The organism is Leclercia sp. CFBP8987 (genome assembly GCF_034044995.2).
Classification (GTDB): Bacteria; Pseudomonadota; Gammaproteobacteria; order Enterobacterales; family Enterobacteriaceae; genus Enterobacter; species Enterobacter tamurae.
Genome location: NZ_CM188255.1, coordinates 4,014,712 through 4,028,039, shown reverse-complemented (window position 1 = coordinate 4,028,039; position 13,328 = coordinate 4,014,712). Strand labels below are relative to the sequence as shown.

14 protein-coding genes are annotated in these 13,328 nt (G+C 56.3%); 10 read left to right on the top strand and 4 right to left on the bottom strand.

The window, feature by feature from the left end; all coding sequences use genetic code 11:
* Positions 1–152 precede the first annotated feature (152 nt).
* The 4 genes from gcvT (at position 153) to SOM40_RS19325 (ending at position 5,481) form a co-directional block, all read left to right on the top strand.
* Entirely contained in the window at positions 153–1,247 is a 1,095-nt protein-coding gene (gene gcvT, locus SOM40_RS19340) for a glycine cleavage system aminomethyltransferase GcvT (RefSeq protein WP_261645044.1), read from the top strand.
* Between the two features lie 23 nt (positions 1,248–1,270).
* Complete coding sequence (gene gcvH, locus SOM40_RS19335; RefSeq protein ID WP_039029826.1) at positions 1,271–1,660, top strand: glycine cleavage system protein GcvH; 390 nt, start codon at positions 1,271–1,273, stop codon at positions 1,658–1,660.
* Positions 1,661–1,787: 127 nt separating this feature from the next.
* Positions 1,788–4,661 carry an aminomethyl-transferring glycine dehydrogenase gene (gene gcvP / locus SOM40_RS19330; RefSeq protein ID WP_106994376.1) on the top strand — a complete coding sequence of 958 codons (2,874 nt, stop codon included), beginning with the start codon at positions 1,788–1,790 and terminating at the stop codon, positions 4,659–4,661.
* 76 nt (positions 4,662–4,737) lie between these two features.
* Complete coding sequence (locus SOM40_RS19325) at positions 4,738–5,481, top strand: SDR family oxidoreductase (RefSeq protein ID WP_106994542.1); 744 nt, start codon at positions 4,738–4,740, stop codon at positions 5,479–5,481.
* 85 nt (positions 5,482–5,566) lie between these two features.
* Here SOM40_RS19325 and bglA read toward each other — a convergent pair whose 3' ends face one another.
* Both bglA and SOM40_RS19315 read right to left on the bottom strand, forming a co-directional pair.
* A complete protein-coding gene (bglA, locus tag SOM40_RS19320; RefSeq protein ID WP_106994377.1) occupies positions 5,567–7,000 on the bottom strand; it encodes a 6-phospho-beta-glucosidase BglA in 1,434 nt (477 codons plus the stop codon).
* A 113-nt stretch (positions 7,001–7,113) separates the two neighbouring features.
* Complete coding sequence (locus SOM40_RS19315; RefSeq protein WP_106994378.1) at positions 7,114–7,845, bottom strand: MurR/RpiR family transcriptional regulator; 732 nt, start codon at positions 7,843–7,845, stop codon at positions 7,114–7,116.
* 52 nt (positions 7,846–7,897) lie between these two features.
* Between SOM40_RS19315 and yqfB the strand changes: the two genes are divergently transcribed.
* Together yqfB and trhA are read left to right on the top strand one after the other, a co-directional pair.
* Positions 7,898–8,209 carry a N(4)-acetylcytidine aminohydrolase gene (gene yqfB / locus SOM40_RS19310; RefSeq protein ID WP_320530572.1) on the top strand — a complete coding sequence of 104 codons (312 nt, stop codon included), beginning with the start codon at positions 7,898–7,900 and terminating at the stop codon, positions 8,207–8,209.
* 164 nt (positions 8,210–8,373) lie between these two features.
* A complete protein-coding gene (gene trhA, locus SOM40_RS19305; RefSeq protein ID WP_106994380.1) occupies positions 8,374–9,033 on the top strand; it encodes a PAQR family membrane homeostasis protein TrhA in 660 nt (219 codons plus the stop codon).
* An 85-nt stretch (positions 9,034–9,118) separates the two neighbouring features.
* On the opposite strand, the gene ygfZ is transcribed toward trhA, so the two are convergent.
* Positions 9,119–10,099 carry a tRNA-modifying protein YgfZ gene (gene ygfZ / locus SOM40_RS19300; RefSeq protein ID WP_166183879.1) on the bottom strand — a complete coding sequence of 327 codons (981 nt, stop codon included), beginning with the start codon at positions 10,097–10,099 and terminating at the stop codon, positions 9,119–9,121.
* A gap of 304 nt (positions 10,100–10,403) precedes the next feature.
* Between ygfZ and sdhE the strand changes: the two genes are divergently transcribed.
* Together sdhE and SOM40_RS19290 are read left to right on the top strand one after the other, a co-directional pair.
* Entirely contained in the window at positions 10,404–10,670 is a 267-nt protein-coding gene (gene sdhE, locus SOM40_RS19295) for an FAD assembly factor SdhE (RefSeq protein ID WP_032613860.1), read from the top strand.
* Positions 10,651–11,064 (top strand): protein YgfX, encoded by a 414-nt coding sequence (locus SOM40_RS19290; RefSeq protein WP_225758116.1) that lies wholly within the window; start codon positions 10,651–10,653, stop codon positions 11,062–11,064. The genes sdhE and SOM40_RS19290 overlap by 20 nt, the downstream gene beginning before the upstream one ends.
* Positions 11,065–11,068: 4 nt before the next feature.
* Here SOM40_RS19290 and fldB read toward each other — a convergent pair whose 3' ends face one another.
* Positions 11,069–11,590 carry a flavodoxin FldB gene (gene fldB, locus SOM40_RS19285; RefSeq protein WP_106994383.1) on the bottom strand — a complete coding sequence of 174 codons (522 nt, stop codon included), beginning with the start codon at positions 11,588–11,590 and terminating at the stop codon, positions 11,069–11,071.
* Between the two features lie 102 nt (positions 11,591–11,692).
* Between fldB and xerD the strand changes: the two genes are divergently transcribed.
* Both xerD and dsbC read left to right on the top strand, forming a co-directional pair.
* Positions 11,693–12,589, top strand: a complete 897-nt coding sequence (gene xerD / locus SOM40_RS19280) for a site-specific tyrosine recombinase XerD (protein ID WP_106994384.1) — start codon at positions 11,693–11,695, stop codon at positions 12,587–12,589.
* 21 nt (positions 12,590–12,610) lie between these two features.
* The gene (gene dsbC, locus SOM40_RS19275) at positions 12,611–13,324 is read left to right on the top strand and encodes a bifunctional protein-disulfide isomerase/oxidoreductase DsbC (protein WP_106994385.1); all 714 of its coding nucleotides are present in this window, start codon (positions 12,611–12,613) and stop codon (positions 13,322–13,324) included.
* Positions 13,325–13,328 lie beyond the last annotated feature (4 nt).

The window sequence follows — 13,328 nt, the reverse complement described above, 5'->3', positions numbered from 1 at the left end:
TTTTCCCTTATGGTTAACCACCGTTTTCAGTGGTAACTTCAGGGAAAAGAGAACGTTTGCGTCGGCGTCCGGGAGCGATGCCGATGCCGGGTTTTATGGTGAATTTTTCAGCATAAAACGCAAGACAGCCCAGCTCATTCAACGAGGATAAGATGGCTCAACAGACGCCTTTGTACGAACAACACACCTTATGCGGTGCACGCATGGTCGATTTCCATGGCTGGATGATGCCGCTGCATTATGGTTCGCAGATTGATGAGCATCATGCGGTGCGCACCGATGCCGGTATGTTCGACGTCTCGCATATGACCATTGTCGATCTGCACGGCAGCCGCACCCGGGAGTTTTTGCGTTATCTGCTGGCGAACGACGTGGCGAAACTGACGAAGCCGGGCAAAGCGCTCTATTCCGGTATGCTGAATGCTTCCGGCGGCGTAATTGACGACCTGATTGTCTATTACCTTACCGAAGATTTCTTCCGCCTCGTTGTTAACTCCGCCACCCGTGAAAAAGACCTCGCCTGGATCACCCAACACGCTGAACCTTACGCCATCGACATCACCGTACGTGATGACCTGTCGCTGATCGCGGTGCAGGGTCCGAACGCCCAGGCGAAAGCTGCATCCCTGTTCACTGATGAACAGCGCCAGGCCACTGAGGGCATGAAGCCGTTCTTTGGCGTGCAGGCGGGCGATCTTTTTATTGCCACCACCGGGTATACCGGTGAAGCGGGCTATGAAATTGCGATGCCGAATGAAAAAGCGGCCGATTTCTGGCGTGCGCTGGTCGAGGCGGGCGTTAAGCCGGCCGGTCTGGGGGCGCGCGATACGCTGCGTCTGGAAGCCGGCATGAATTTGTATGGCCAGGAGATGGACGAAGGCGTCTCTCCGCTGGCGGCCAACATGGGCTGGACCATTGCATGGGAACCGGCGGATCGCGACTTTATCGGACGTGAAGCGCTGGAAATGCAGCGTGAGAAGGGCACCGAACAGCTGGTTGGCCTGGTGATGACCGAGAAAGGCGTACTGCGCGGCGAGCTGCCGGTGCGTTTCACCGATGCCAATGGCAACCACTGCGAAGGCATTATCACCAGCGGTACCTTCTCTCCGACGCTGGGCTACAGTATTGCGCTGGCGCGTGTGCCGGCGGGCATTGGCGAGACTGCCGTGGTGCAGATCCGCAACCGCGAAATGCCGGTCCGCGTGACCAAACCGATTTTTGTTCGCGCCGGTAAGCCGGTCGCCTAATTATTTTTATCAGGAGAAATTCAATGAGCAATGTGCCAGCAGAACTGAAATACAGCAAAGAACACGAGTGGCTGCGCAAAGAAGCCGATGGTACTTACACCGTTGGGATCACCGAGCATGCTCAGGAGCTGTTAGGTGACATGGTCTTTGTGGATCTGCCGGAAGTGGGCGCGACCGTGACCGCGGGCGACGACTGCGCCGTGGCGGAATCTGTTAAAGCCGCTTCTGATATCTATGCGCCAGTGGGCGGCGAAATCGTGGCGGTAAACGACGCGCTGAGCGACTCCCCGGAGCTGGTGAACAGCGAGCCCTACGGCGAAGGCTGGATCTTCAAAATCAAGGCCAGCGACGAAGCGGAAGTTGCCGCTCTGCTGGATGCGACTGCATACGAAGCCCTGTTAGAAGACGAATAATGTTGTGCCGGATGGCGCTGCGCTTATCCGGCCTACAGGTCAGCGTAGGCCCGGTAAGCGTTCGCGCCACCGGGCAACAGAGTTAGAGACAACTACGATTCACTGCACGTTTCAGGAACCATCGCTCATGACACAGACTTTAAGCCAGCTTGAAAACCGTGGCGCCTTCATTGAACGTCACATCGGGCCGGATGCTCAGCAACAGCAGGAGATGCTGAAGACGGTTGGCGCGGATTCGTTAAACGCCTTGATCGGCCAGATCGTGCCGAAAGATATTCAGCTCGACACGCCGCCACAGGTGGGTGAAGCCACCACTGAATACGCTGCGCTGGCAGAACTGAAAGGCATTGCCAGCCTGAACAAGCGCTTTAAGTCTTACATTGGCATGGGCTACACCAACGTGCAGTTGCCGCCGGTGATCCTGCGTAACATGCTGGAAAACCCGGGCTGGTACACCGCTTACACCCCATATCAGCCGGAAGTGTCTCAGGGCCGTCTGGAAGCGCTGCTTAACTTCCAGCAGGTCACCCTGGATCTGACCGGTCTGGACATCGCCTCGGCCTCGCTGCTGGATGAAGCCACCGCTGCCGCAGAAGCGATGGCGATGGCAAAACGCGTCAGCAAACTGAAGAACGCAAACCGCTTCTTCGTTGCCGCCGACGTTCACCCGCAAACCCTCGACGTGGTGCGTACCCGTGCGGAGACCTTTGGTTTTGAGGTGATCGTTGATGACGCTGATAAAGTGCTGGATCACCAGGATGTGTTCGGCGTGCTGCTGCAGCAGGTTGGCACCACCGGTGAAGTGCACGACTACGGCACCCTGATTGCCGAGCTGAAAGCGCGCAAAGTTGTTGTCAGCGTGGCGGCCGATTTTATGGCGCTGGTGCTGTTAACGGCCCCGGGCAAACAGGGCGCAGACATCGTCTTCGGCTCCGCGCAGCGCTTCGGCGTGCCGATGGGCTACGGCGGTCCGCACGCGGCCTTCTTTGCCGGCAAAGATGAATTCAAACGCTCCATGCCAGGCCGTATTATCGGCGTATCAAAAGATGCCGCCGGTAACACCGCGCTGCGCATGGCGATGCAGACTCGCGAGCAGCACATCCGTCGTGAGAAAGCGAACTCCAACATCTGTACTTCTCAGGTGCTGCTGGCCAATATCGCCAGCCTGTATGCGGTCTTCCACGGTCCGGCTGGCCTGAAGCGTATCGCCAGCCGTATTCATCGTCTGGCGGATATCCTCGCCTGCGGCCTGCAGCAGAAAGGTCAAAAACTGCGCCACGCCCACTTCTTTGACACCCTGTGTGTTGAAGTGGCTGACAAAGCCGCGGTGCTGGCGCGCGCCGAAGCCGCAGAGATTAACCTGCGCAGCGATATCCTCAATGCGGTGAGCATTACCCTGGATGAGACCACCACGCGTGAAGATATTCAGGTCCTGTTCAACGTCCTGCTGGGTGACGACCACGGCCTGAATGTGGATACCCTCGACAAAGAGGTAGCGCATGACAGCCGCTCTATCCAGGCGACCATGCTGCGCGACGACGCGATCCTGGCCCATCCGGTGTTTAACCGCTACCACAGCGAAACCGAGATGATGCGCTACATGCACTCCCTGGAGCGCAAGGATCTGGCCCTGAACCAGGCGATGATCCCGCTGGGCTCCTGCACCATGAAGCTGAACGCCGCCGCCGAGATGATCCCGATCACCTGGCCGGAATTCGCCGAGCTGCACCCGTTCTGCCCGGCCGACCAGGCGGAAGGCTACCATATGATGATTAACCAGCTCTCCGACTGGCTGGTGAAACTGACCGGCTACGACGCCCTCTGCATGCAGCCAAACTCCGGCGCACAGGGCGAGTACGCGGGCCTGCTGGCAATCCGTCACTATCACGAGAGCCGCAACGAAGGCCATCGCGATATCTGCCTGATCCCAAGCTCTGCCCACGGCACCAACCCGGCCTCTGCCCAGATGGCGGGGATGGAAGTGGTGGTTGTGGCCTGTGATAAAAACGGCAACATCGATCTGGCTGACCTGCGTGCCAAAGCAGAACAGACCAGCGATAAGCTCTCCTGCATCATGGTGACCTATCCGTCTACCCACGGGGTATACGAAGAGACCATCCGTGAAGTGTGCGAGATCGTGCACCAGCACGGCGGCCAGGTTTACCTCGATGGCGCCAACATGAACGCCCAGGTGGGGATCACCACGCCAGGCTTTATCGGCGCGGACGTGTCGCACCTGAACCTGCATAAAACCTTCTGCATTCCGCACGGCGGTGGCGGCCCGGGTATGGGTCCAATCGGTGTGAAAGCGCACCTGGCCCCGTTCGTACCGGGTCACAGCGTAGTGCAGATCGAAGGTATGCTGACCCGTCAGGGCGCGGTCTCTGCGGCACCGTTCGGCAGCGCCTCCATTCTGCCAATCAGCTGGATGTATATCCGCATGATGGGCGCGGAAGGGCTGAAGCAGGCCAGCCAGGTGGCGATCCTGAATGCCAACTACATCGCGACGCGTCTGAAGTCTGCCTTCCCGGTGCTCTACACCGGCCGCGATGGCCGCGTGGCGCACGAATGTATTCTGGATATTCGTCCGCTGAAAGAGCAGACCGGTATCAGCGAGCTGGACATTGCCAAACGTCTGATCGACTACGGCTTCCATGCCCCAACCATGTCGTTCCCGGTCGCGGGCACGCTGATGGTTGAGCCAACCGAATCCGAAAGCAAAGCCGAGCTGGACCGCTTTATCGACGCGATGCTGGCGATCCGCATGGAGATCGACCGCGTTCAGGATGGCGAATGGACGCTGGAAGATAACCCGCTGGTCAACGCCCCGCACACCCAGCACGAGATGGTGGCGGAGTGGAATCACGCTTACTCCCGCGAGCTGGCGGTCTTCCCGGCAGGCGTGGCTAACAAGTACTGGCCGACCGTGAAGCGTCTTGATGACGTCTACGGCGACCGCAACCTGTTCTGCTCCTGCGTGCCGATGAGCGAATACCAGTAACGGTTCTGCTATAACATAATCATGTAGGCCGGGTAAGCGTCAGCGCCACCCGGCTTTTTTGTTTCTGGAGGTTCTTATGGCAATCGCACTTGTTACCGGCGCCAGCCGCGGAATTGGCAAAGCAACCGCGCTTCAGCTGGCACGTGAAGGCTACACCGTGGCGGTGAATTATCACCACAACATCAAAGCCGCGACCGATGTGATCGCGCAGATTGTGAAAGAGGGCGGCAAAGCCTTTGCCCTGCGGGCAGATATCAGTGATGAAGCCCAGGTCATGGCGATGTTCGACAGCCTCGATCGTGAAGGTGAACCGCTGACGGCGCTGGTTAACAACGCTGGCATTCTGTTCGAGCAGAGCACCATCGAAAATCTCTCTGCCGAGCGCATTAACCGCGTGCTGGCCACCAACGTGACCGGGTATTTCCTCTGCTGCCGTGAAGCGGTGAAACGCATGGCGCTAAAACATGGCGGTAAAGGCGGGGCGATTGTGAACGTCTCATCCGCGGCATCGCGACTCGGCGCGCCGGGGGAGTATGTGGATTACGCGGCGTCGAAAGGGGCCGTAGACTCCCTTACCACCGGGTTAGCGCTGGAGGTGGCGGCGCAGGGCATTCGGGTTAACTGCGTCCGTCCGGGGCTGATCTACACCGAAATTCATGCTTCCGGCGGCGAGCCAGGACGTGTGGATCGGGTGAAGTCGATGCTGCCGATGCAGCGCGGCGGCCAGCCTGAAGAGGTGGCGCAGGCGATTGTCTGGCTGCTGAGCGAGAAGGCGTCGTACGTGACGGGCAGTTTTATTGAGTTAGCGGGCGGGAAGTAAACCCCTCACCCTAACCCTCTCCCCATAGGGGAGAGGGGAGCGATCGTAGGCCGGTGCAAGCGTAGCGCCGCCCGGCGTTACGGAGTTAAAGCGTCTCGCCGTTGCTGGCAATCACCGCTTTGTACCACTCAAAACTCTTCTTGCGCGAACGGGACATGTCGCCGGTGCCGTCGTCGTGCTTGTTCACGTAGATAAAGCCGTAGCGTTTACTGTACTGGCCGGTGGTGAACGACACGCAGTCGATGCAGCCCCACGGGGTGTAGCCCATCAGGTCCACGCCATCATACGTGACCGCTTTTATCATCTCTTCGACGTGAGCGCGCAGGTAGTCGATGCGGTAGTCATCGTTAATGCTGCCGTCTTCTTCTACTTTATCGTACGCACCAAAACCGTTTTCGACGATAAACAGCGGCTTCTGATAGCGCTCATACAGCTCGCACAGGGCGTAACGCAGGCCGACCGGGTCGATCTGCCAACCCCAGTCCGACGCCTTCACGTGCGGGTTCGGGACGCTGCCTTCGAAGCCGGAGATCGCATCGCCAGTACCGCCTTCCGCTTTCACGGCGTTAGTCATGTAGTAGCTGAAGCCCAGGTAGTCACAGGTGCCTTCACGCAGGATCTGCTCGTCGCCGGCTTCCATGTTGATGGTGAAGCCGCGGCGCTCCCACTCGTTCAGCACGTAGGACGGGTAGTAACCGCGCAGCTGCACGTCGGTAAAGACATAGCGCTCGCGCATCGATTCCTGGGCAAACATCACGTCTTCTGGTTTGCAGGAGAACGGATAGAGCGCCACCATCGCCAGCATGCAGCCGACTTTCATTTCCGGGTTGATGCGACGGGCGGCTTTAACCGCCAGGGCGCTGGCCACGAACTGGTGGTGCAGCACCTGGTACATGGTCTCTTCCGGGTTTTGATGCTCGGTATAGACCACGCCGGAGCAGCAGTAGCCGAACAGCGGGGCACGCCAGTTGCGCTGGTTGTTAATCTCGTTGAAGGTCATCCAGTATTTGACCTTGCTCTTGTAGCGCTCAAACACGACTTCAGCGAAGTTCACGAAGAAATCGACCACCTTGCGGTTGGTCCAGCCGCCGTACTCCTGCACCAGGTGCAGCGGCATTTCGAAGTGGGAGAGGGTGATCACCGGCTCGATGTTGTACTTCAGCAGCTCATCGAACATGTCGTCGTAGAACTTCAGCCCCTCTTCGTTCGGCTGGGTTTCGTCACCTTTCGGGAAGATACGGGTCCAGGCGATGGAGGTGCGGAAGCATTTGAAGCCCATCTCGGCAAACAGCTTGATGTCTTCTTTATAGTGGCCGTGGAAGTCGATGGCTTCATGGTTCGGGTAGTATTTTCCTTCGATCACTTCCTGAGTGATTTCGCGCGGAACGCCGTGGGCGCCGCCGGTCAGCACGTCACAAATGCTCGGGCCTTTGCCGCCTTTGTTCCAGCCGCCTTCAACCTGGTGCGCCGCCACTGCGCCGCCCCATAAAAAGTCTTTTGGTAAGGTGAGTTTTTTCATCTTTGCTGATCTCATTAATTGACTTATTTTTGAGTCTAACAAAGGGGAATAAAAAGTCACGATATAACAATTTGCAGGAATTGTGATTTGTTACGGCAAAAAAACAGGGTGTTTTATTCCGTTAATTTCTTCGCCAGTTTGCGCCCCAGAGATTCGAGAATATAAATCACCGGGATTTGCGTCGTAATATCGTAGACACCTCCGATACGGGTTTGCGGGACATGCCAGGAGAGATTAAAGTCCGCCAGTTTTGCCAGACGCGAATGTTCGTGGCTGGTGATGGAGAGCACCTTGCAGTGATGCAGGCTGAACTGGCTGGCGAAGCGCAGGATCTCTTCAGTTTCGCCCGAGACCGAGAGCACAATTGCCAGCGCATTTTTCGCCATATCGTTGGTGACCGGGAAATAAGGATCGTCGATATGGTTGCTGAATTTGCCAATATTAGAAAAGAAGCGTGCGCCATATTTTGCCAGCGACCCCGAGGTACCAGCGCCGACAAATATAATGCGCTCTGAGGATAAGATAATATCCACAGCGTTATTGAGTAGCGTATCAAATTCATCGTTGTTTACGCTTTTGAAAAAACTGATAATCTCGCTGGCACCAAAATTGGCCTGCTGTGGTTCGTTTTGTTCGAGATATAATTTAAACCGCACGCGGAATTCAGAATACCCATCGCATTTCAGCTTGCGGCAAAAGCGCAGCACGGTGGTGGTGGAGACCCCTGCCGCATCCGCCAGTTCGCGGATGGTCATGTACATCACCTGGTCACGGTTTTTGATGACGGTGTTGTAGACCATCATCTCCAGATTATTAAGACTGGCAATGGCGGAATGGGAGAACATGCTCACAGGGGTTAAACTCACTCATCAGACTTCATCTTCAGGGAATAATACCATGCAGCCAAACGACATTACTTTTTTTCAGCGCTTTCAGGATGACATTCTGGCCGGGCGTAAGACCATTACCATTCGCGATGAGAGCGAAGCGCACTTTAAAGCGGGTGATATTCTGCGGGTGGGGCGTTATGAAGATGACGGTTACTTTTGCACCATTGAGGTGACGGGCACGTCGACCGTGACGCTGGAAACGCTGACCGAAAAGCATGCTCAGCAGGAGAACATGACCCTCGGTGAACTTAAGCGGGTCATCGCGGAGATCTATCCGAGTCAGACTCAGTTTTATGTTATTGATTTTAAATGCCTTTGATTTTATCCCGAACATCTGTTAGCTGAAAATATCATTCAACTGCATGATTATCTTCAATAAATATTAACGTTATATTTATTTTAGCTAACAGGTGTTCACTGAAATCATTCTCAGTTAGCATAGTCAGTGATGCATTATTCACTTAAGTTTTCCCGGAGTTCTCTATGGTTAGCAAACCATTAACCGCACAGGGATATTCGCTGGCTGAGGAAATAGCCAACAGTATTAGTCACGGCGTGGGTCTGGTGTTTGGCATAGTCGGGCTGGTATTGCTACTGGTTCAGGCCGTCGACACCAACGCCAGCGCGCTGGCGATCACCAGTTACAGCCTGTATGGCGGAAGCATGATTCTGCTGTTCCTGGCGTCCACTCTTTACCATGCCATTCCGCATCAGCGGGCCAAAATATGGCTGAAAAAATTCGACCACTGCGCCATCTATCTGCTGATTGCCGGGACCTATACGCCGTTTTTGCTGGTGGGACTGGGTTCACCGCTGGCGCGCGGGCTGATGATTGTAATCTGGAGCCTGGCGCTGCTGGGGATCCTGTTCAAGCTGACCATCGCGCACCGTTTCAAGGTGCTGTCGCTGGTGACCTATCTGACCATGGGCTGGCTGTCACTGATTGTGGTCTACCAGCTGGCGGTAAAACTGGCAGCGGGTGGAGTGACCTTGCTGGCGGTCGGCGGAATTATCTATTCGCTGGGGGTGATTTTTTACGTTTGCAAGCGCATCCCCTATAACCACGCGATCTGGCACGGGTTTGTGCTGGGCGGCAGCGTCTGCCATTTCCTGGCGATTTATTTGTATGTAGGGCAGGTTTAATTAACATTGCCGGGTGGCGGCTTCGCCTTACCCGGCCTACGGGGTTTGTAGGCCCGGTAAGCGCAGCGCCACCGGGCAAAAAACATCACTCTTCCAGCGAATACGGCAGCGGCTCAATGCTCAGGGTATTCACATCTTCACGCACGCGGAATACGCTGTCGGGCTCCATGTCATTATTCATAACGGCCTGCACCAGCAGGCGGCCATCATCGAGCTGAACGGCGGCGAGCACGGTGCCGGTCCGGCGCCAGTTCTCACCCATTTTCAGCTCCAGATCTTCGCCAGCTTCCGGTACACGGCTGGCCTGGCCCGCCAGATACCACAGCGCGCGTTTGTTGGCGCCGCGGAACTTCGCGCGAGCCACCATCTCCTGGCCGGTGTAGCAGCCTTTTTTAAAGCTGATCCCGCCGAGCGCCTGCAGGTTGGTTGCCTGAGGAATAAACTGCCCGCTGTTAGCGGCGTCGATTACCGGGATGCCCGCTTCGATGTTCAGCGCCAGCCACTGCTGGCTGTTATTCAGCTGAGCTTCGCCACGCAGGGCCTGGGTCACGCGCTCTGCAGTGGCGACATCGGTCACCAGCAGGAAACGTTCCGCCGGGTGTTCAAACCACAGCAGCGAGGTGGCGCCGTCGTTGGTCACCTGTTTTTCGGCATCAGGCAGTTCGCTGAACAGGTTTTTCAACGCCGCGCGCGCCTGGAACCCGGCCACGCCCAGCAGCACCAGCTCATCATCGGCAGCAATGGTCACTTTTGAGAACACCGCATACTTTTTCAGCTCGGTGAGCTGGGCGTCGCGCAGGCTGCGGCGTTCAATCAGGGCAAAACCGTCCTGACGGCGGAAGAGGCGCAGGTTGCTCCACATTTTGCCTTTTGGATCGCAATGCGCAGCCAGCAGATGCTGGTGCTCGGTCATCTGGCTGACGTCAGCGGTCACCTGGCCCTGCAGGTACTTTTCGCTATCCGCCCCCACGAGGGTGGCCAGCGCCCAGTCATCAAGAGTCATAAGCGTCAGCGGCAGACGCGCAGAGGCGACAGGCTGGCGCGGAGAAAAAGGTGTAAATGCCATAGTGAGATCCTGAATTGCATAACGCTTTGTTAATGCCTAATGGTAAAAGAGACTGTCGCCATTGCAAGCGGTTTCAACAGGCTATTCGTGCCCTCGCGCCATTCTGCGTAACGCAACGCAAAACGGATGAACACCGGTATTTGTTGTGGTTTTTTCTGGAAGCATGCGTCAGGAACGCAATATTCCAGTAATGAAACAGCAAAAAACACGTTACACTAAGAGCCGTTTCTTCCCGGTAGATCCTCTTTCTCAGCCGATACGAACGGAACACTGCCTGAACTCAACGTTATGCAGGAAAAAGCACATGGACATTACTAACAAAGCCCGCATTCATTGGGCATGCCGTCGCGGCATGCGCGAACTCGATATCTCCATCATGCCGTTCTTCGAATACGAGTACGACACCCTGAGCGATGAGGACAAAAAGCTCTTCATCCGCCTGCTGGAGAACGACGATCCTGATTTATTTAACTGGTTAATGAATCATGGCGAACCCGCCGACGCCGAACTGCAACGGATGGTGCTTTTAATTCAAACACGGAATCGGGAACGTGGTCCTGTGGCAATCTGATTTACGCGTCTCGTGGCGCGCCCAGTGGATGTCTCTTTTGCTCCACGGCCTGGTGGCGGCTTGCATTCTGTTGATGCCATGGCCGCTGAGCTACACCCCATTATGGTTAATCTTACTGTCGCTGGTGGTGTTTGATAGCGTACGCAGTCAACGACGCATCAATTCCCGTCAGGGCGAAATCAAACTGTTCATGGATTCCCGCCTGCACTGGCAGGGCAGCGAGTGGGAGATTGTCGGCACGCCGTGGATGCTCAATTCCGGCATGATGCTCCGCTTACGCAAAGGCAACGGGAAACGCTACCAGCATTTATGGCTGGCGGCAGACAGTATGGATGAAGGGGAGTGGCGGGATCTGCGCCGGATGCTTTCGCAGCAACCGACGCACGGGCGGTAGGGGTTTAGCTGAACTGCTCCGCCATTTCGCCGAGGATCTGCTCGCACCAGTTTTGCAGGCGCTCTTCACTCAGATCGTATTGATTCGTTTCATCGATGGCCAGCCCGACAAACAGCTGGCCGTCGGCAATGATCGGTTTCTTGCTGGTAAACTCATAGCCCTCTGTCGGCCAGTAGCCGATGAAGGTCACCCCTTTCGGCGCCAGCTTGTCATGCAGCATCCCCAGCGCGTCGAGGAACCACTCGCCGTAGCCTAGCTGATCGCCCATGCCGTACAGCGCGATAATTTTGCCTTCCAGCTGCAGGGAATCAAGCTGATCCCAGATGGCTTCCCAGTCTTCCTGCAGTTCACCAAAATCCCAGGTTGGGATACCCAGAATCAGCACGTCGTACTGCTCCATCATCGTCGGTGCGTCGTCTTTGAGATTATGCAGGGTGACCAGTTCCGGACCAATAATGTCGCGAATTTTCTCTGCGGCCATCTCGGTGTAGCAGGTGCTGGAACCATAAAACAGACCAATATTCATCGCTAAAATGTCTCAATACTTGCTATGACTTTGCGAACTAGTGTACCAGAAACAAGACCCGTTCAGGCATAATGCCCCCATTGCAGAACGAAAGAGGCTGACGTGGAAAAGGATCTCGCACTCATCGAGCAATTTCTCGATGCACTGTGGCTGGAGAAGAATCTTGCCGAAAATACCCTCAGTGCTTACCGACGCGATCTGGGGATGCTGGTAGCCTGGTTACACCATCATGATCTCGCCCTGGCCACGGCCCAAAGTGGCGATCTGCAGGCGCTGCTTGCCGAGCGCATGGAGGGGGGCTATAAAGCCACCAGCTCCGCCCGGCTGCTGAGCGCCATGCGGCGTCTGTTTCAGCATCTGTATCGTGAGAAATTACGTCCCGACGATCCCAGCGCCGCGCTGGCCTCACCAAAATTGCCCCAGCGTCTGCCGAAGGATCTCAGCGAAGCACAAGTTGAGAGATTATTACAGTCGCCGGTGGTTGACCAACCGCTGGAGTTACGCGATAAAGCGATGCTTGAAGTGCTGTACGCGACGGGGCTGCGCGTCTCTGAGCTGGTCGGGCTGACGATGAGCGATATCAGCCTGCGTCAGGGCGTAGTGCGGGTGATCGGGAAAGGCAACAAAGAGCGTCTGGTGCCGCTGGGGGAAGAGGCGGTGTACTGGCTGGAGAACTATCTTCAGCATGGGCGTCCGTGGTTGCTCAACGGTGCCTCCATTGATGTGCTGTTTCCGAGCCAGCGTGCGCAGCAAATGACGCGTCAAACCTTCTGGCATCGCATCAAACATTACGCCACACTGGCGGGTATCGACAGTGAAAAACTTTCGCCGCACGTTCTGCGTCACGCTTTTGCGACCCATCTTCTGAACCATGGCGCCGATCTGCGCGTGGTCCAGATGCTGCTTGGGCACAGTGACCTTTCAACGACGCAAATCTACACGCATGTCGCGACGGAACGCCTGCGGCAGCTACACCAACAGCATCACCCACGTGCGTGATGACTTGTAACAGGAACCAATATGAAAAAGTCTTTAGTGCTCTTCTCTCTGCTGGCAGCCTCATTATCCGGCCTGGCGCATGCTGACGATGCGGCCATTAAACAGTCCCTGGCGAAGCTTGGCGTCACCGGGAGCGAGATTCAACCTTCGCCAATCCCCGGCATGAAAACCGTGATGACCAGCGGCGGCGTAATGTACGTCACCGAAGACGGTAAGCACTTCCTGCAGGGACCGCTGTACGACGTAAGCGGTGCCCAGCCGGTCAACGTGACTAACCAGATGCTGATGAAGAACCTGCACGCGCTGGAAAAAGAGATGATCGTCTACAAAGCGGCGCAGGAAAAACATGTCATTACCGTGTTCACCGACATCACCTGCGGCTATTGCCACAAATTGCATGAAGAGATGAAAGACTACAACGCGCTGGGGATCACCGTGCGTTATCTCGCCTTCCCGCGGGCGGGCGTGCAGAGCCAGCCTGAGCAGGACATGAAGGCCATCTGGTGTGCGAAAGATCGCAACAAAGCCTTTGATGATGCCATGAGCGGTAAAGGCATTCAGCCAGCCTCCTGCGATATCGACATTGCCAATCACTACGCGCTGGGCGTGCAGTTTGGCGTGACCGGAACGCCCGCCATCGTGCTGAGCAACGGTTATGTCGTGCCGGGTTACCAGGGTCCGAAAGAGATGAAAGCGTTCCTCGATGAGCACCAGAAACAGTTTGGCGGTAAATAATTCG